This window comes from Arenivirga flava, from assembly GCF_030161575.1.
Taxonomy (GTDB): domain Bacteria; phylum Actinomycetota; class Actinomycetes; order Actinomycetales; family Microbacteriaceae; genus Arenivirga; species Arenivirga flava.
Genome location: NZ_BSUL01000001.1, coordinates 659,263 through 674,716 on the forward strand (window position 1 = coordinate 659,263; position 15,454 = coordinate 674,716).

19 protein-coding genes and 1 pseudogene are annotated in these 15,454 nt (G+C 73.7%); 11 read left to right on the forward strand and 9 right to left on the reverse strand.

Annotated features, from left to right (window positions below):
* Window positions 1-8 precede the first annotated feature (8 nt).
* The 7 genes and pseudogenes from QQK26_RS03195 to QQK26_RS03225 all read left to right on the forward strand — a co-directional run bounded on the left by QQK26_RS03195 (window position 9) and on the right by QQK26_RS03225 (window position 8,379).
* Window positions 9-584: a helix-turn-helix domain-containing protein gene (locus QQK26_RS03195; RefSeq protein ID WP_284229978.1), complete on the forward strand. Its 576-nt coding sequence runs from the start codon at window positions 9-11 to the stop codon at window positions 582-584.
* A gap of 1 nt (window position 585) precedes the next feature.
* Entirely contained in the window at window positions 586-1,137 is a 552-nt protein-coding gene (locus QQK26_RS03200) for a hypothetical protein (protein WP_284229980.1), read from the forward strand.
* A gap of 42 nt (window positions 1,138-1,179) precedes the next feature.
* A complete protein-coding gene (locus QQK26_RS03205; RefSeq protein WP_284229982.1) occupies window positions 1,180-2,337 on the forward strand; it encodes an exonuclease SbcCD subunit D in 1,158 nt (385 codons plus the stop codon).
* Window positions 2,337-5,342: an AAA family ATPase gene (locus tag QQK26_RS03210; RefSeq protein ID WP_284229984.1), complete on the forward strand. Its 3,006-nt coding sequence runs from the start codon at window positions 2,337-2,339 to the stop codon at window positions 5,340-5,342. Before QQK26_RS03205 ends, QQK26_RS03210 begins: the two co-directional genes overlap by 1 nt.
* Window positions 5,343-5,366: 24 nt before the next feature.
* Window positions 5,367-6,301, forward strand: a pseudogene (locus tag QQK26_RS03215) (aldo/keto reductase).
* Between the two features lie 52 nt (window positions 6,302-6,353).
* Window positions 6,354-7,658 (forward strand): MFS transporter, encoded by a 1,305-nt coding sequence (locus QQK26_RS03220; RefSeq protein ID WP_284229985.1) that lies wholly within the window; start codon window positions 6,354-6,356, stop codon window positions 7,656-7,658.
* A complete protein-coding gene (locus tag QQK26_RS03225) occupies window positions 7,645-8,379 on the forward strand; it encodes a MerR family transcriptional regulator (RefSeq protein ID WP_284229988.1) in 735 nt (244 codons plus the stop codon). The genes QQK26_RS03220 and QQK26_RS03225 overlap by 14 nt, the downstream gene beginning before the upstream one ends.
* Before the next feature lie 71 nt (window positions 8,380-8,450).
* Here the strand turns inward: QQK26_RS03225 and QQK26_RS03230 are convergent, their stop codons facing one another.
* From QQK26_RS03230 to QQK26_RS03250, 5 genes are all read right to left on the reverse strand, one after another.
* A complete protein-coding gene (locus QQK26_RS03230) occupies window positions 8,451-8,663 on the reverse strand; it encodes a hypothetical protein (RefSeq protein WP_284229990.1) in 213 nt (70 codons plus the stop codon).
* Window positions 8,664-8,675: 12 nt separating this feature from the next.
* Window positions 8,676-8,867 (reverse strand): hypothetical protein, encoded by a 192-nt coding sequence (locus QQK26_RS03235; RefSeq protein ID WP_284229992.1) that lies wholly within the window; start codon window positions 8,865-8,867, stop codon window positions 8,676-8,678.
* A gap of 100 nt (window positions 8,868-8,967) precedes the next feature.
* Window positions 8,968-9,243 (reverse strand): hypothetical protein, encoded by a 276-nt coding sequence (locus QQK26_RS03240; protein ID WP_284229995.1) that lies wholly within the window; start codon window positions 9,241-9,243, stop codon window positions 8,968-8,970.
* Window positions 9,240-10,415, reverse strand: coding sequence for an alcohol dehydrogenase catalytic domain-containing protein (locus QQK26_RS03245; RefSeq protein ID WP_284229997.1), 1,176 nt, complete (start codon window positions 10,413-10,415; stop codon window positions 9,240-9,242). The genes QQK26_RS03240 and QQK26_RS03245 overlap by 4 nt, the downstream gene beginning before the upstream one ends.
* A 116-nt stretch (window positions 10,416-10,531) precedes the next feature.
* Window positions 10,532-11,125 (reverse strand): helix-turn-helix domain-containing protein, encoded by a 594-nt coding sequence (locus QQK26_RS03250; protein WP_284230000.1) that lies wholly within the window; start codon window positions 11,123-11,125, stop codon window positions 10,532-10,534.
* Between the two features lie 77 nt (window positions 11,126-11,202).
* On the opposite strand from QQK26_RS03250, the gene QQK26_RS03255 reads away from it, so the two are divergent.
* Entirely contained in the window at window positions 11,203-12,129 is a 927-nt protein-coding gene (locus tag QQK26_RS03255) for an NAD(P)/FAD-dependent oxidoreductase (RefSeq protein ID WP_284230003.1), read from the forward strand.
* Window positions 12,130-12,247: 118 nt separating this feature from the next.
* Entirely contained in the window at window positions 12,248-12,538 is a 291-nt protein-coding gene (locus QQK26_RS03260) for a hypothetical protein (protein ID WP_284230008.1), read from the forward strand.
* Between the two features lie 106 nt (window positions 12,539-12,644).
* Here the strand turns inward: QQK26_RS03260 and QQK26_RS03265 are convergent, their stop codons facing one another.
* The 3 genes from QQK26_RS03265 to QQK26_RS03275 all read right to left on the reverse strand — a co-directional run bounded on the left by QQK26_RS03265 (window position 12,645) and on the right by QQK26_RS03275 (window position 13,443).
* Complete coding sequence (locus tag QQK26_RS03265; RefSeq protein ID WP_284230010.1) at window positions 12,645-12,959, reverse strand: rhodanese-like domain-containing protein; 315 nt, start codon at window positions 12,957-12,959, stop codon at window positions 12,645-12,647.
* A gap of 68 nt (window positions 12,960-13,027) precedes the next feature.
* Complete coding sequence (locus QQK26_RS03270) at window positions 13,028-13,252, reverse strand: hypothetical protein (protein WP_284230012.1); 225 nt, start codon at window positions 13,250-13,252, stop codon at window positions 13,028-13,030.
* Entirely contained in the window at window positions 13,249-13,443 is a 195-nt protein-coding gene (locus QQK26_RS03275) for a hypothetical protein (RefSeq protein WP_284230014.1), read from the reverse strand. The genes QQK26_RS03270 and QQK26_RS03275 overlap by 4 nt, the downstream gene beginning before the upstream one ends.
* A 129-nt stretch (window positions 13,444-13,572) precedes the next feature.
* Between QQK26_RS03275 and QQK26_RS03280 the strand changes: the two genes are divergently transcribed.
* Together QQK26_RS03280 and QQK26_RS03285 are read left to right on the forward strand one after the other, a co-directional pair.
* Entirely contained in the window at window positions 13,573-14,076 is a 504-nt protein-coding gene (locus QQK26_RS03280; protein WP_284230016.1) for an MOSC domain-containing protein, read from the forward strand.
* 53 nt (window positions 14,077-14,129) lie between these two features.
* Window positions 14,130-14,288 (forward strand): hypothetical protein, encoded by a 159-nt coding sequence (locus QQK26_RS03285; RefSeq protein ID WP_284230019.1) that lies wholly within the window; start codon window positions 14,130-14,132, stop codon window positions 14,286-14,288.
* Between the two features lie 5 nt (window positions 14,289-14,293).
* Here the strand turns inward: QQK26_RS03285 and QQK26_RS03290 are convergent, their stop codons facing one another.
* Window positions 14,294-15,445 (reverse strand): SLC13 family permease, encoded by a 1,152-nt coding sequence (locus QQK26_RS03290; RefSeq protein WP_284230021.1) that lies wholly within the window; start codon window positions 15,443-15,445, stop codon window positions 14,294-14,296.
* Window positions 15,446-15,454 lie beyond the last annotated feature (9 nt).

Here is a 15,454-nt window from a genome sequence, read left to right on the forward strand (position 1 = left end):
ATTCTGTCATGACCGTCACCAGCACCGTTCGCACCGCACGCCGAGCAGCCGGCGTTCGTCAGCGCGATCTCGCTCTGCGCACCGGTATCGCCGAATCGTCGTTGTCGCAGATCGAGCGCGGGCACCGAGTCGCGTCGACCGAGACCGCGGACCGCATCCTGGCGGGGCTCGGGGTGCGGCTCGTCGCCTATCGTTCGCGCGCCGGTGATGTGGCGGACGCCGCACGAGGGATCAGCGATCGCCTCTCGGCAGGGAACGCCCCTGGGGCGGTGCGACGTTTCGTGCAGCTCGCCGACGATCTGGATCACGCGCCCGCGGAGGAGCGGTATCTCCTGTCATTGACCGAACCGTCGACTACCGGAGCGGAGACCTGGGACGCTGCGCTCGCGGCACTCGTCCAGCACCGTCTCGAGGCGCTGTCCCTGCCAGCGCCCAGCTGGACGGATGCGCCCGAGCGATTCCTCTCGCAGGAGTGGATCCTCTCGGGAGGGCCCTATGTCGTGCCTGTCGATGCAGACGAGGCTCCGCCGGCGTTCCGTCGTCGAGGCGTGCTGATCGATCCCTCCTTCCTCGAGAGCGTCTGAGTTGCTCGACCGCGACGCACTGGTCGCCGGCCTGCGGGAGCTCGGCGGCCTCCTTCGAGCTCGTGAGGTTCCAGCGACGATCCGCATCGTCGGCGGCGCGGCGCTCGGCTTGGAGTACTTCGACCGAGGCTCGACCATCGATGTCGACGCTGCGTTCCGTCCGTCATCCGAGGTGGAGCACGCGGCGAGCATCATCGCCGAACGCCGCTCGTGGCCGGTCGACTGGCTGAATGCGCGTGTCGTGGCTTTTCTCCCGGTCGCCCGTGACGAGTGGCGAGAGCTGCATCGTGACGGCGATGTCCTCATCGAGATCGCGGGGCCGTCGATGCTGTTGGCGATGAAACTGCACGCAGGGCGACGGGGACGAGACGATCAGGATATCGCGGCGCTCATGTCCATCCTCGGCATCTCGAACCTGGCTGAAGCCGAGCAGTTGTACGAGAGCTTCTATCCGGGTGAGGCGCTTCGCGATCGAAGCATTCGCATCGTCGAGGCCATCGACGCCGCAGGTCTCCCCGAGCCGCCGGCGCCGCTGCCGCCCATCACGTGGTGAGCCGTCCCGCGCATGTCCCTGGTACCGGCTAGACATGACGCGATGAGACTCCTGCACAGCTCCGACTGGCACGTCGGGCGCACCTTCCACGGTAGCTCGACCACGGGCGCGCTGCGCGAGGTGCTCGGCGAGCTCGTCGAGGTCGCCCGCCGCGAGCGGGTCGACGCGGTGCTCGTCGCCGGTGACGTCTTCGACTCGGCGGTGCCCGCGGCGGAGCACTTCGACCTGCTGGCCGAGGTGCTCGTCGCGCTGCGCGTCGCCGGGCCCGCCGTCATCCTGACGAGCGGCAACCACGACTCGCCCGCGCGGCTCGGCTTCCAGGCACGGCTGCTGCGCGACGGCGTGCACGTCATCACCCGGCCCGAGCAGCTCGCCGAGCCGGTGCTGCTGCGCGACGAGCACGGTCCGGTCGCCGTCTACGGCATCCCGTACCTCGAGCCGGCGCTGCACCGCCACCGCTTCCCGGAACTCGTGCTGCGCACGCACGACCAGGTGCTCGCGCACGCGATGGACCGCATCCGCGCCGACCTCGAGGCGCGGCGGCGCGACGAGCCGGCGCTGCGCTCGGTCGTGTTGTCGCACTGCTTCGCCGTCGGCGTCGATCCGGCCGGCCCCGAGCGCGACATCACCGCCGGTGGCATCGAGTACGTCGCCCTCGAACGCTTCGCCGGGGTCGACTACACCGCCCTGGGGCACATCCATTCGCGAGCGCAGCTGGCGCCCTCCATCCGCTACTCCGGTGCGCCGCTGCACTACTCCTTCTCGGAGGCCGGCAAGCCCCGCGGCGCCTGGATCGTCGACCTCGACGCCGAGGGCTTCGCCGGTGCCGAGTGGGCGTCGCTGCCGGTGCCCCGCCCCCTCGTCGAGCTGACGGGCACCCTGGACGAGCTGCTCGACGACCCGCGTCACGCCGAGCACGAGCAGCACTGGGTGAGCGCCGTGCTCACCGACCGCAGCCGCCCCACCGACGCCATGGCCAAGCTGCAGCGCCGCTTCCCCCACTGCGCGACCCTCGAGCACCGACCCGAGCAGGTGCACGACGTCGGCCCGGGCGGCTACGCCGAGCGGATGCGGTCCAAGACCGATCCAGAGATCGTCGCCGACTTCATCGCGCATGTCCGGGGCGGCGACGCGGCCACCTCGGACGAGACGGCGCTGCTGCACGAGGAGCTGGCCGTCATCGAGAGCACGGCCGGCTGATGCGCATCCTCAGACTGACCTTCGCGGGGCTGGGGCCGTACCGCGGCGAGCAGACGATCGACTTCGCCGCCCTGCAGCACGACGGGCTCTACCTCATCGCCGGCCGCACCGGCGCCGGCAAGTCGACGATCCTCGACGCCATCACCTTCGCCCTCTACGGCTCGGTGCCCCGCTTCGACCACGGCGAGAAGCACCTGCGCAGCGACCACGCGGGTCCCGCCGACGAGACCTTCGCCGAGCTCGAGTTCGAGGCGGCCGGGCACCGCTACCGGCTGCGGCGATCGCCCGAGTACCAGCGGCCCAAGACCCGCGGCGAGGGGCTCACCCGGCAGGCCGCGAAGGCGGTGCTCGAGCGGCTCGGGCCGGGCGAGCCGCAGGGCTGGACGAGCGCGCGCGAGATCGGCGACGTGGTGCAGCAGGTCGTGGGCGTGAACGGCGAGGAGTTCCTGCAGGTCACGCTGCTGGCGCAGGGGCGCTTCAGCGAGTTCCTGCTCGCGCGGAACGACGACCGGCAGCGCCTGCTGCGCCGCCTCTTCGGCACGCACCGCTTCGACCGGCTGCGGCAGCGCATCGTGGATCGTGCCGCCGAGGCGGGGCGCGGTCTGGAGGCGGAACGCGCGCTGCTCGAGCAGGAGGCGGCTCGCCTCGCACAGCTCGCCGCGCTCGAGGGTGCCGACCCCGTCAAACCCCCGGTACCCCTGGAGGGCGACTGGTTCGCCGCGGCGGCCGAGCGGCTGCAGCCCGCACTCGAGACGGCGCACGCGGCAGCGCAGTCGGCATCGGCGGAGGAGGCGCGGCAGCGGGAGCTGCTCGACGAGCTGCGCCGCGTGACGGATCGCCAACGCCGCCGGGCTGCGGCCACCGAGACCCTCGGCCGACTCGATGGGCAGGCCGACGAGGTCGACGGCCTGCGCCGCGAACTCGAGCTGGCCCGCCGGGTCGAGGCGGTGCAGCCGCTGGTGGTGGGGGAGCGGCGGGCGCTCGACGACCTCGACCTCGCGCGCGACGCGGCCGTCCGGGTACGCCCGGCGGCGTTCGATGACATCCGGACCGCCGCTGCGCTCGACCGGCTGCAGGACGCGAGCGAGCCTGCGGGGCTCGCGGACGAACTGCTCGCCGAGCTCGGCTCGATCGAGCAGGCGCTCGAACTGGAAGGACGCCTGCCGGACGAGGAGAGCCGGCACCGCACCGCCGACGCGGACGTCGTGACGCGCCAGGCCGCGCTGACGCGCTCCGAGCAGCAGCTCGCGGCGCTGCCCGAACGCGAACGCCTCGCCACCGCAGCACTGCGAGACGCCCGCGAGCTCGCGGTGCTCGAGCCGGCGCGTGCCGATCGCCTCGCCGCGCTCCGTGCGCGGTCGCAGGCGGCGGACCGGCTGCAGGCCGCGCAGCAGCGGCTCGACGCCGCGATCGAGCACGAGGTGGCCGCGTCGCTCCACGACGCAGCGGCGGCGACCGAGCATGCGCGCACCCAGCAGGCTCGGCTCGAGGGCAACGCCGGCGAGCTCGCCGCCGCGCTGGTCGACGGGGAGCCGTGCGCCGTCTGCGGCGCCACCGAGCATCCGGCACCGGCGGCGCGCGATGCACAGCACGTCACCGACGACGCCGTCGAGGATGCGCGCGCGACGGCGGAGCAGGCCAGGGCGGCGCTCGACCGTGCCCGAACGGACCGCGAGGGGGCGCAGCGCTCCCGCGACCGGCTGGCCGAGGCCGCCGGCGGCGGCACGCGCGAGCAGCTGCGCGCCGAGGAGGGCGACGTCGCGCAAGCGCACCTCGCCGCCGCCGACGCCGCCGACCGCGTGCCCGCGCTCCAGGACGAGGTCGACGAGATCGCCGAGGAGCGCCGCCGTAACGAGCAGCAGGTGACCGACGAGCGCGCCGCGCTGGCCGAGGCCGCCGCCGAGCTCACGGCCGCGCAGACCGAGATCGAGGGTCTGCGCCGAGCGCTCGAGACCGCCCGCGGCGATGACGCGAGCGTCGCCGCCCGGCGGGACCGCCTCCAGCGGCGTCGGCGCGAGGCGCTCGACGAGGTCGCCGCCGCCGGCGCGCTGCGGGCCGCCCGGGTAGCGGCCACGACGGCGACCGGCCAGCTCGACGCGGCGCTCGAGGCGCGGGGGCTCGATCGCGAGGTCGCCGAGGCCGGGGCGCGCACGGCGCAGCGGATGGCCGAGCTCGACACGCGCATCCGCTCGCACGACGAGCAGCGCGCGGCCGCGCTATCCGTGCTCGACGACCCCGAGCTGCAGGAGCTCCCCGACGATGAGCAGCCTCTTGCCTCGGCGGAGGCGCTGCTTGCGCAGGCCTCCGAACGCCGCAGCGCCGCGGCGACGGCGCACGACGAGCTGCGCTACCGCGACCGGCAGCTGCGGCAGGGCGCCGCGGCCGCGATCGAGCGGCTCGAGCGCGACGCCGAGCGGCGCCGTGGCGCCGAGCGACTGCGCCGCCTCGCCGAGACCCTCGACGGCAAGGGCCCCAACACGAAGCGGATGGACCTCGAGGCCTTCGTGCTCGCCGCCCGTCTCGAGCAGATCGTCGAGGCCGCGAACGCGCGTCTCGGTGCCATGACGAGCGGCCGCTTCAGCCTTGAGCACGACGACTCCGTGCAGTACCGCAACACGGGCAGCGGCTTGGGCATCCGCATCCTCGACGCGTTCACCGGGCGCCGCCGCATACCGAGCTCCCTGAGCGGCGGCGAGACCTTCCTCGCCTCCCTCGCCCTCGCGCTCGGCCTCGCCGATGTCGTCACCGCCGAGTCCGGCGGCGTGCGCCTCGACTCGCTCTTCATCGACGAGGGCTTCGGCTCGCTCGACCCCGAGACGCTCGAGATCGCGATGGCGACCCTCGACGGTTTGCGCGCCGGCGGTCGCACGGTCGGCCTGATCAGTCACGTCGACGCGATGAAGGAGCGCATCCCGATCGGCGTGCACGTCGAGGTGGGGCCGCGCGGCGACAGCACCCTGCGCCAGCCGGCTGCACCGTCGCTGGCGGGGCGCGCCGCTGGCTAGGCTCGGAGCATGACGACGACGTCCGTGAAGACACGACTCCTGCCCGGCACCGACATCACCGCCCCGAACATCGTGCTCGGCCTCATGCGCATCGCCGACAAGAGCGACGACGAGATCCGCGCCCTCGTGCGGACCGCGAACGACCACGGCATCGATTTCATCGACCACGCCGACATCTACGGCGGCGAGCTGCACCGCAGCGAGCGGCGCTGGGCCGAGGCGACGCAGCTCAGCCCCGCGGAGCGCGACGCCGTCACGATCCAGACCAAGGCGGGCATCCGCCACCCCGGCCCCTTCTTCGACTTCTCCTTCGAGCACCTCGTGCGCTCCGCCGAGGCCTCCTCGCCGCGCTGCAGACCGACCGCATCGACGTGTTCCTGCTGCACCGCCCCGACGCGCTCGTCGAGCCCGACGAGGTCGCCCGGGCCTTCGATCACCTGCACGAGAGCGGCAAGGTGCGCCACTTCGGCGTCAGCAACCACACGCCGCGGCAGATCGACCTGCTGAAGACCGCCGTGCGTCAACCGATCGTCGCCAACCAGGTGCAGCTGTCGATCGCGCACGCGCCGATCATCGCGCAGGGCGTCGACGCCAACGTCGCCGGCCACGAGCAGTCCTTCACGATCGACGGCGGTGGCATGGTCGACTACGCGCGTCTCAACGACATCACGCTGCAGGCCTGGTCGCCGTTCCAGAAGGGCGGCTGGACCGGCACCTTCCTCGGCGACCCCGACTCGCCGGAGCTGAACGCCGTCATCGACCGGCTCGCCGCGAAGTACGACGTGCCCGCGATCGCCGTGGCGACCGGGTGGATCACGCGCCACCCCGCCTGGATCCAGGTCGTGCTCGGCACCACCACGCCGGAGCGCGTGGCCGGAGCCGCGCAGGGCAGCGACCTGCCGCTGACCCGCGAGGAGTGGTACGAGCTGTTCCGCACCGCGGGCTACCGCGTGCCCTGATCCCGCGGCATCCGTTTGACTCCGACGCTACGTCGTAGCGTTGCGTGGCGGCATGCGAACGAAGCTGCCCGTCATCACCTATCTGACCTCGTCGACCCTGTCGGCGCTCGGCAACGCCATCGCGGCCGTCGCCCTGCCGCTGCTGCTGCTCACGGCCACCGGCAGCGCGCTCGGCGCGGGCGTGCTCGCGGTCGCGACGGCCGTGCCGTCCGTGCTCGCCGGCGTGCTCGGCGGCGCGCTGATCGACCGGATGGACCGCCGGGTCGCCTCCGCGATCGCCGACGCCGTCTCGGCGCTCGCGCTGCTCGCCCTGCCGATCGTCGACACCCTGGCAGGGCTCGAGCTCGGCTGGTTCGTGCTCTTCGGCATCCTGGGTGCGGTCGGCGACGTGCCCGGCACGGCGGCGCGCGAGGCGCTCTCACCGCAGATCGCCCGCGCGGCCGGTATGCCGCTCGAGAGGCTCATCGGGCTGCGCGAGGCCGGCCAGGCGATCGCCATCGTCGTCGGACCGGGGCTCGCCGCCGTGCTCGTCACCGGGCTCAGCAGCAGCGGCGTGCTGATCGCGACCGCGGTCACCTCGACGCTGGCCGCGATCGCGACGCTGCTGCTGCCGCGCTCGGTCGGGCGTCCCTCCGCGACCAGTGCTGCCGTGGCCCGCGGCGATGGACCGGCCGGCGTCCTGGCCGGCCTCCGCCTGGTGCTGCGCCGCGGCCCGGTCCGTGCGGTCATGCTGCTCGGCACCGGCGTCATCGCCGTCGTCGGCACCATGCAGGGCCTGCTCCTGCCGGTGCACCTGCACGCCACCGGGCAGCAACCCGTGCTCGGTCTCGCCCTCAGCGCGCTCGCGCTCGGCTCGCTGCTCGGCGCTGGGCTGACGGCGACCGTGAGCGGACGACTGCGCCGACGGGTGATCGTGGTCGTCGCACTGCTCGCATCCGTCCTGCCGGTCATCGGACTCGCGCTGCTGCCGCCCGCCGGGGTGCTCATCGGGGCCGCGGTGCTGCTCGGCTTCGTGAGCGCACCGCTCGGCGCCGTGCTCGGCGCCGCCCTGCTCGACAGCGTCGACGACCGGCTGCACGGGCGCGTCCTCGGGGCGCAGAACGCGTTCGCCCTCGTCGCCGCGCCCCTGACGATCGGAGCGACGTCGGTGGTGGTGGAGGTCGCGGGCACCCGCGCCGCCGGCATCGCCCTGGCGAGCCTGTGGGCGCTCGTCGTGCTCGCCGCGCTGCTCTCGCGCTCCGTCCGGCGGGTCACCGCCGCGCCTACAGTGGAGCCGACCGCCGGGGCTGCGTCGGACGCCGCCGACGAGCACCGGGATGACGATGCGGGGGAGGGGAGCGCCGATGCGCAGCGCTGAGCTCGCCCGCCTGGCCGGGTCGACCGTGCGCACCCTGCGCCACTACCACCAGATCGGGTTGCTGGACGAACCGCCCCGCACCGCCGGCGGCTACCGTGAGTACGGCCTCGACCACCTCGTGCGCCTGCTCGCGATCCGCCGCCTCGTCGAGCTCGGTCTGTCGCTCGATGCGGTGGCGGACGCTCTCGACGGTCCGCCGCAGGGGGCGGCCGCGCTGCTGGACGCACTCGACGACGAGCTGCGCCGGTCGATCGAGCAGCTGGAACGACGCCGGACGGCACTGGCTGCGGTGCGGTCGGTCGCGGGCGATCCGACGCTGAGACCCGAGGGCGCGCGGTACGTGGAGCGGCTCGCCGCCGCCGGGGCCGGTCCGGACATGCTCGCCGACGAGCGTGCGCTGCTGCTGCTCGTGGGCCACGGTCTCGGCGATGCGGCGCAGCCGTTCCTCGCGGCGGTCGAACGCTCGATGCTCGAGCCCGAGCAGGCGCAGCGCTCGATCGAGCTGCTTGCGCTGTTCCGCGCGGCGCAGGACGCGGACGAGGACGAGCTGGTGCGCCGGTTCGTCGAGGACGCGGCTGCGCTCATGGCCGCCCTCGGCGCTCAGGCGCCGATTCCGGAGTCCACCGCACTGGACGCCCTGTTCGCGCTGTTCTCCTCCGAGCGCCTGAGCGCCGTGCAGCAGCGCGTACTCCGCCGCACAGCAGCCGCGTTCGCCACCTGAACCGGTAGCGCCCGCGGCGCATCCGCTTCGCCGTCGACGGCCCAGGAGGCCGTCGAACGGCTGCGGTGAGCTCAGTCCTGCCGGGGGCGCGTCGAGCGGTGCTGCTCGAGGTCCTCGTCGTGCACGGCGGGTTCGAGGTCCGCCGGCTCCTCGCCGTCGTGCGGCTGGAGCATCGGGTCGTCACCGCCCTCGCTCACGCCCGGTTCGGTCGTGAAGTCGGGCAGGTCGCGGTCGGGGCCCTTGGCCATGCCGGTCTCGGTCAGATGCTTGCGGTCATCGCTCATCGTGCGCTCCGTTCAGGCGAGATCGCTGCGGGTGCCGCGATCGAAGGGGTTCAGGTGGTCGTACCCCTGGCCGGGGTGTAGGGGGTCGAAGCCGGCTCGGCGCTGCTGCGGCTCAGGCTCGACCGCGATGTCCGGGTCGTCGCCCTCGCGCAGGGGGACATCGGGGTCGCGCGGCTCGCTGTCGATGCGGGTGGGATCGCTCATCGTCGGACTCCTCTCGTCGTGTGGTCACTCTGCTCGCGGACCGGAGGGGGCGAGCGGATGCGCAGCGCGCCATCCGCCCGCACCCAGCCGGTTCGCGACTTCAGGTCGCGTCGCGACCGGGGATGTGGATGTCGCGCTCGTCGACCTCCACGTCGCCGACGTCGTCGGGCCCGCCGGTGCCGGGTGCGATCCGCACCTGCGACTCGTCAATGTCGTCGTGGGCGGGATCGTCGTAGGCGGGCGGGTCGTCTTGCTTCGCACGGGTCTCGCGCTCGCTGCCGGGGCTCTCCGCCCTGTCCTTCTCGCGCCGTTCCCGTTCGCCGAGCGACTCGTCGAGCAGCTCGGCCTCGTCGCGCGCGTTCGGGTCGCGGGTCACGGCTGAAGCACCACCTTGATGCAGCCGTCGCGCTTCTCGCGGAACGTGTCGTAGTACGCCGGCGCCTCGTCGAGCGAGACGCGATGGGTGGTCAGGTCGAGCACACCCAGCGGGTCGTCGTCGCGCTCGACGAGGGGCAGCAGGTCGTCGGTCCAGCGACGGACGTTGCACTGCCCCATCCGCATCGAGATCTGCTTGTCGAACATCGTCTTCAAGGGCATGACGTCGGCGTCGCCCACGTACACGCCGCTGAGCGAGACGGTGCCGCCGCGGCGCACGGCGTCGATCGAGCTGTGCAGCGCCGCCAGCCGGTCGACACCGACGTGCTCCATGGCCTTCTTCGAGATGGCGTCGGGCGTGCGCTCGAGGATCTTGTGCAGGAAGCTCGTACCCGGGTTCCCGTGCGCCTCCGCGCCGACCGCGTCGACGACGCCGTCGGCACCGCGCCCGTTCGTGGCCGAGAGGATGTGGTCCAGAGCGCCGTCGTCGAGGTCGATGGCCTCGACGCCGTGCCGCTCGGCCATGGCGCGCCGCTCGGGCACCGGGTCGACCGCGATGACGCGGTGACCGAGGTGCACGCCGATGCGGGAGGCGAACTGGCCGACCGGGCCGAGGCCCATGACCGCCAGGGTGCCGCCGGGCTCGACACCGGCGTACTGCACGCCCTGCCACGCGGTCGGCAGGATGTCGCTGAGGAACAGGTAGGCGTCGTCGGGCAGCTCCGAGCCGACCTTGATCGCGTTGGCGTCGGCGAGCCGCACCCGCAGGAACTCCGCCTGCCCGCCCGGCACCTGGCCGTAGAGCTTCGTGAAGCCGTAGAGGGCCGTGCCCGATCCCTGGCTCTTCACCTGCATCGTGTCGCACTGCGACTGCAGGCCGCGGCGGCAGAAGAAGCAGTCGCCGCAGGCGATCGTGAACGGGATCACCACGCGGTCGCCGACGGCGAGGTTCCGCACGGCCGAGCCGGTCTCGACCACCACGCCCATCGGCTCGTGCCCCAGCACGTCGCCGGCGTCGAGGAAGGGACCGAGCAGCTCGTAGAGATGCAGGTCCGATCCGCAGATCGCCGTCGAGGTGATGCGGACGATCGCGTCCGTCGGCTCGAAGATCGTCGGGTCGGGCACCTCCTCCACGCTGACCCTCTTCGTGCCCTGCCAGGTGAGTGCGCGCATCCGCTCGCTCCTTCCATTCGATGCGTCCAGTCAGTCGCAGCCGCCTCAGCGGCCGGGGGAGCCGGCTGGACGCTGGCGCAGTCGGGCGCGAGTCCGCGCTCTGCGGACACGGCGGATCAGATCGCGGTCACGTGCACGCGTTCGCCGTCCGCCCCGAACAGGCTCAGCACCTCGGCGGGGCGCTGGTCGGCCGGTCCGAACCAGTGCGGCGTCAGGGTGTCGAACTCCACGGCCTCGCCGCGTTCGATCAGGTGCTCGGCGTCACCGAGCAGCAGGCGGATGCGGCCGCTGAGCACCGTGAACCACTCGTGCCCCGGGTGCGTGCGCCGCCGAGGGGCCGGGTCGCCCGGTCGAGCTCCGCGGTACACGTGCTTGAAGGCGTGCACGCCGCCGGCGCCGCTGCTGAGCGGCAGGATCACCTGACTGTCGCGGCGGAGCGGGCGGATGTGGATGCGCGGGTCCCCGCTCGCGGGGGCGTTCACGAGCTCGTCGAGCGGCACCCCGTAGGCCCGGGCGAGCGGGAGCAGCAGTTCGAGGGTCGGTTTGCGTCCGCCCGATTCGAGCCGGGACAGCGTGCTCGTCGAGATGCCCGTCTCGGCGGCCACCGCGGCGAGTGTGACGCCTCGAGCGGTGCGGATCGTCCGAAGACGGGGCCCGACGGCGGCGAGCGCGTCGCGCTCGGCGACGGAGGCGGGGGAGCGGGCGTGCACGAGTCCAGCATCCCGCCTCGTTGCCGAAGCGGCAAGGATGCTTGCCGATACGGCACGGTCGGCAGGAGGGTGCTGCCATGGACAGCATCGCCACACACGACGTCGCCGTGATCGGCGCCGGACCCGCAGGTCTCGCCGCCGCCACCGCGCTCGCCCGCTCCCTCCGCTCCGTCGTCGTGATCGACGCCGGCGAGCCCCGCAACCGCTTCGCCGAGCACGCGCACAACGTGCTCGGCAGCGAGGGCGACGCGCCCCGCGACATCGACGCCAGAGGTCGCGCCGAGGCCTCGGCGTACGGCGCCGAGTTCGCCGACGGCATCGTCGAGCGCGTCGCGCGACGTGGCGAGCACCTCGTCGTCTCCGTCGGCGCCGAGGAGCTGACCGTGCGCCGCCTCGTGCTGGCGACCGGTCTCGTGGACGTCCTGCCCGAGCTGCCGGGAATCGCCGAACGCTGGGGCCGCTCGGTGGTGCACTGCCCCTACTGCCACGGCTACGAGCTGCGCGGGCAGCGCATCGTGGTGCTCGCGACGGGGTCGAACTCCGCGCTGCAGGCGTTGTTCTTCCGCCAGCTCAGCGAGCAGGTCACGATGGTCGTGCAGCCCGGAGGCGAGCCGGACGCGGAGTCGGCGGAGCTGCTCGCGGCGGTCGGCGTGCGCGTCGTCCGTTCGCAGGCTGCGGCGGTGGAGGGGAAGGCCGACCTCCGGCTGGCCGACGGCGGCGTGCTCGGCGCCGATGCCATCGTCGTGGCCCCGCGATTTACGGTGCGCGGCGAGCTCTTCGAGCAGCTGGGAGGCTCGCTGCCGAACCATCCGATGACCGGACTGCCCTACATCGAGGCGGACCCCTCGGGTCGCACCGAGGTGCAGGACGTCTGGGCGGCCGGCAACGTCTGCGACCCGATGGCACAGGTGGTCGGGTCGGCGGCGCAGGGACTTCTGGCCGGAGCGGCCGTCAACGCCGACCTCGTCCTGACGGACGCGCGCCGCGCTGCGGGGCGGACCTGAGCGGCGACAACCGCGTCGGACGATCGGGCCCGCGCTGCGACGACGGTCCGCATCCGGAGCGCGAATCCGGGCAGAGCGGGGCAGCTACACCGCGCGCGGCGCGGGCTACGCTCGACCCGTGCCCTCGTTCCGCGTCATCCTCGGCATCGGCGCGCTGCGTCCGGGCGTGCATCCGCCCACCGTCCTGCCGGTCGTCGCCGAGGCGGTGGCCGAGGTCGCGACGGTCGAGGCCTCGTCCGTCGAGCTGGTGGCGGGCGAGCCGCGCGTCGTCATCCGCTTCACCGCCGATGAACCCGCGCAGGCGGTGCGGATCGCGGAGGAGGCGGACGCCACGGCCGGCGCCGTCGCGCAGGTGCTGAGCCGGCGGGTGACGAAGCGCGTCGGCGGCCGTTGGGTGGGCGTGACCTGATCTGCCACGGGCGTACCCCGGACCGCGCCCGCCGTCGACCGGGCGATCGAGACCCTGCTCGGCGTCGCCGTCGGCAGGGCGCCGACGGCGGCCACGCACGAGCAGATCAGCGGGGACGATCCCCGGTGACGACCGGCTGACCCGCCGCGACCCAGGCCGAGGTGCCCCCGGCGACGTTCACGGCCTCGACGCCATGCTGCTCCAGCCAGGCCGCAGCGCGGGCGCTCCGCCCGCCCGAGTGGCAGATCACGTAGAGCGGGTCGCCCTGCGGCACCTCGTCGAAGCGCTCCACGACCTCGCCGAGCGGGATCAGCACCGCGCCGGGTACGTGGCCGCCGGTGTACTCGTCGGGCTCGCGGACGTCCAGCACCACGGCGTTCTCGCCGAGGGCCGCCAGGCCGGTGACGTCGATCTCCTGCATGATTCCTCCTGAACGTGCGAGATGCGGGCCCCGGAGGGCCCGCATCAGGCTATCGCCGCTCGAACGGCTCAGTCGCCGCCGACGAGGTCGGGGTTGCTGACCTCGTCGGGGTCGACCTCGAGGTCGTCGTCGCTGCCGGGCGGCACGTCCTCGTGGGGCTCGGTCGCCTGCGCGTCGCGGGTGCCGTCCTCGAGGTCGCGCTGGATGCCCGCGTCGACGGCCTCGGTCGGATCGTCGTGCTGCTGGCGCTCCGGGAGCCCGTCCTCGGCGCTCGTCGGATTCAGGTCGCTCATACGTCCTCGCCCTCCTTCGGCATGCTCGCGGCCTCGTAGCCGCCGTACTCGTTCTCGGCCTCCTCGGCCTCGCCGCCGTCCTCGTGCTGCTCGGCGACGCCGTCGCCGGCCACCTCGTCCTCGGGCGCGGGGGACTCGTAGCCGCCCTTCGACTCCTCGGGCACGGAGGCGTGGGTGTCGTTGTGGGTCATCAGGTGCTCCCTTCGGCGTGCGGACGTGCATCCGCTCACGTAGTCAACCGCCGTCCGCCCTGCCGCGGCGGCACACGGAGGGCGCGCTCAGTCGCCCCTCAGCCGGCATGCGCCGGATAGGGTCGGCAGGTGCGCACTCCCGTCGAGATCGTCGAGCTGCTGGCCTCGGCGGCGCACCGCTACGAGGGCCGCCCGACCGACGGCCCCGACCCCGTGCCGCCCGCCGAGATGCGCGACCGGGTGGAGGTGCGCGCCGGACTCGGCGTGGTGGGGGACCGATTCTTCAACGCCCCCGCGCACCGCCGGGCCTCGGTCACCGTCATGGCCGCGGAGTCGCTGGATGCCGTGGCCGAGATGCTCGGGCTCGACGAGGCGCCGGGTCTCGCGCAGACCCGCCGCACGATCCTGCTGCGCGGTGTCGACGTCGACGCGCTGGTCGGCGCCGCCTTCGCCATCGAGCAGGACGGTGCGCTGCTGCGCCTGCAGGGCCACCGCGCCGCGAACCCCTGCGCCTGGATGGACCGCGTCATCGCCCCCGGAGCCTTCCGCGCGCTGCGCCACCGCGGCGGGGTGCGCTGCGAGCCCCTGGACGACGGCGCGCTGCGCGTCGGTCCGGCGGTGCTCGTCTCGTGACCGGCTCCGACGAGCTGCCACCGTGGCGGCGCCGGTGGCGCACGGTCCAGGCGGTGATCGCCACCGCCGCGATCCTGCTCGCGGGCCCGTTCATGCTCGGCGCGGCGGTGTTCCAGAAGCACCTGCTGCTCATCCCGATCGGCCTGATGACGCTGCTCGCGTCGGCGCATCTGCTGGGCGAGCGGATGCGGCGCCGGCGCCGACGGGACTGACGGGCTCAGCGCAGCAGCAGCGTCGCGGTCGCCGCGACCACGGTGATCGGCGCGACCACCGCGCCCAGTGCGATGAAGCGGCGCCACGGGAAGCGGACGCCCGCGGACCGCAGCCGCTCGTGCCAGAGCAGCACGGCGAGGGACGCCCACGGTGTGATGACGGCCCCGGCGTTCACCCCGATGAGCAGCGCGGCGAGTCGCAGCGGCGAGTCGGCGATCGGCTCGAGGGCGAGGTAGGCGGGCAGGTTGTCGAGCGCGTTGGCACCGAGCAGCCCGATCCCGGCGATCCCGAGCAGGCCCGCGGGACCGTCGCCGGTCGGCAGGACGGATGCGAGCGCCTGCGTGAGGCCGGCGGCGTGCGCCGCCTCGACGGCGAGGAACAGCCCGCAGGCGAAGACGACGACGCCCCACGGGACGAGACCGGCGCGCAGCGCCGACCGCCGGCGCACCGCGAAGACCAGCACGAGCCCGGTCGCGGCGCCGAGGGCGGGCAGCCAGACCGGCACCGGCAGGAGCAGCAGCGGCAGCAGCAGCACGAGCACGGCCGTGGCGATCCGCAGCAGCACCGGGTCCGCGGCGGGCTCCGGTGCCACGGGCTCGTAGCGCACGAGCAGCTGCCGCCGGTGCAGGAGCAGCACCGCGACGCAGGGCAGGATCGCGGCGACGAGCGCCGGCAGGGCCATCCGGGCCGCGAACTCGGCGGTGCTCGTCGGTTCGAGCGCTTGCTGGGCGAGCAGGTTGGTGAGATTCGACACCGGCAGCAGCAGCGACCCGGTGCTCGCCAGCCAGACCGCGGTGAGCGCGAATGGGGCCGGGTCCATCCGGGCGTGCCGGGCCAACGCGATCACGACCGGCGTCAGCAGCACCGCGGTGGTGTCGATCGAGAAGAAGACCGTCACGACCAGCGCGAGCAGCGCCGCCAGCGCCCAGAGCAGCAGGCCGCGCCCTCGGCCCGCGCCGGCGAGGCGTTCGGCCACGGCCGAGAAGACCCCGGCGGAGGCCGCCAGCTCGGCCACGACGGTGATCGCGATCGCGAAGAGCAGCACCGGCCAGACCCGCTCGCCGAGCGCGGCGGCCTCGTCCAGCGGGAGCACGCCGGCGGCGACGGCGACGCCGCCGATCAGCAGCAGGCCGAGGCCGATCAGGGCGAGTCGCACGTCCGGAGC

Bases quoted from the DNA above. Each gene is read 5' to 3' on its own strand.
- QQK26_RS03195 (WP_284229978.1), top strand. From the start codon at position 9: ATGACCGTCACCAGCACCGTTCGCACCGCACGCCGAGCAGCCGGCGTT.
- QQK26_RS03205 (WP_284229982.1), top strand. From the start codon at position 1,180: ATGAGACTCCTGCACAGCTCCGACTGGCACGTCGGGCGCACCTTCCAC.
- QQK26_RS03210 (WP_284229984.1), top strand. From the start codon at position 2,337: ATGCGCATCCTCAGACTGACCTTCGCGGGGCTGGGGCCGTACCGCGGC.
- QQK26_RS03220 (WP_284229985.1), top strand. From the start codon at position 6,354: ATGCGAACGAAGCTGCCCGTCATCACCTATCTGACCTCGTCGACCCTG.
- QQK26_RS03225 (WP_284229988.1), top strand. From the start codon at position 7,645: ATGCGCAGCGCTGAGCTCGCCCGCCTGGCCGGGTCGACCGTGCGCACC.
- QQK26_RS03230 (WP_284229990.1), bottom strand. From the start codon at position 8,663: ATGAGCGATGACCGCAAGCATCTGACCGAGACCGGCATGGCCAAGGGC.
- QQK26_RS03235 (WP_284229992.1), bottom strand. From the start codon at position 8,867: ATGAGCGATCCCACCCGCATCGACAGCGAGCCGCGCGACCCCGATGTC.
- QQK26_RS03245 (WP_284229997.1), bottom strand. From the start codon at position 10,415: ATGCGCGCACTCACCTGGCAGGGCACGAAGAGGGTCAGCGTGGAGGAG.
- QQK26_RS03255 (WP_284230003.1), top strand. From the start codon at position 11,203: ATGGACAGCATCGCCACACACGACGTCGCCGTGATCGGCGCCGGACCC.
- QQK26_RS03265 (WP_284230010.1), bottom strand. From the start codon at position 12,959: ATGCAGGAGATCGACGTCACCGGCCTGGCGGCCCTCGGCGAGAACGCC.
- QQK26_RS03270 (WP_284230012.1), bottom strand. From the start codon at position 13,252: ATGAGCGACCTGAATCCGACGAGCGCCGAGGACGGGCTCCCGGAGCGC.
- QQK26_RS03275 (WP_284230014.1), bottom strand. From the start codon at position 13,443: ATGACCCACAACGACACCCACGCCTCCGTGCCCGAGGAGTCGAAGGGC.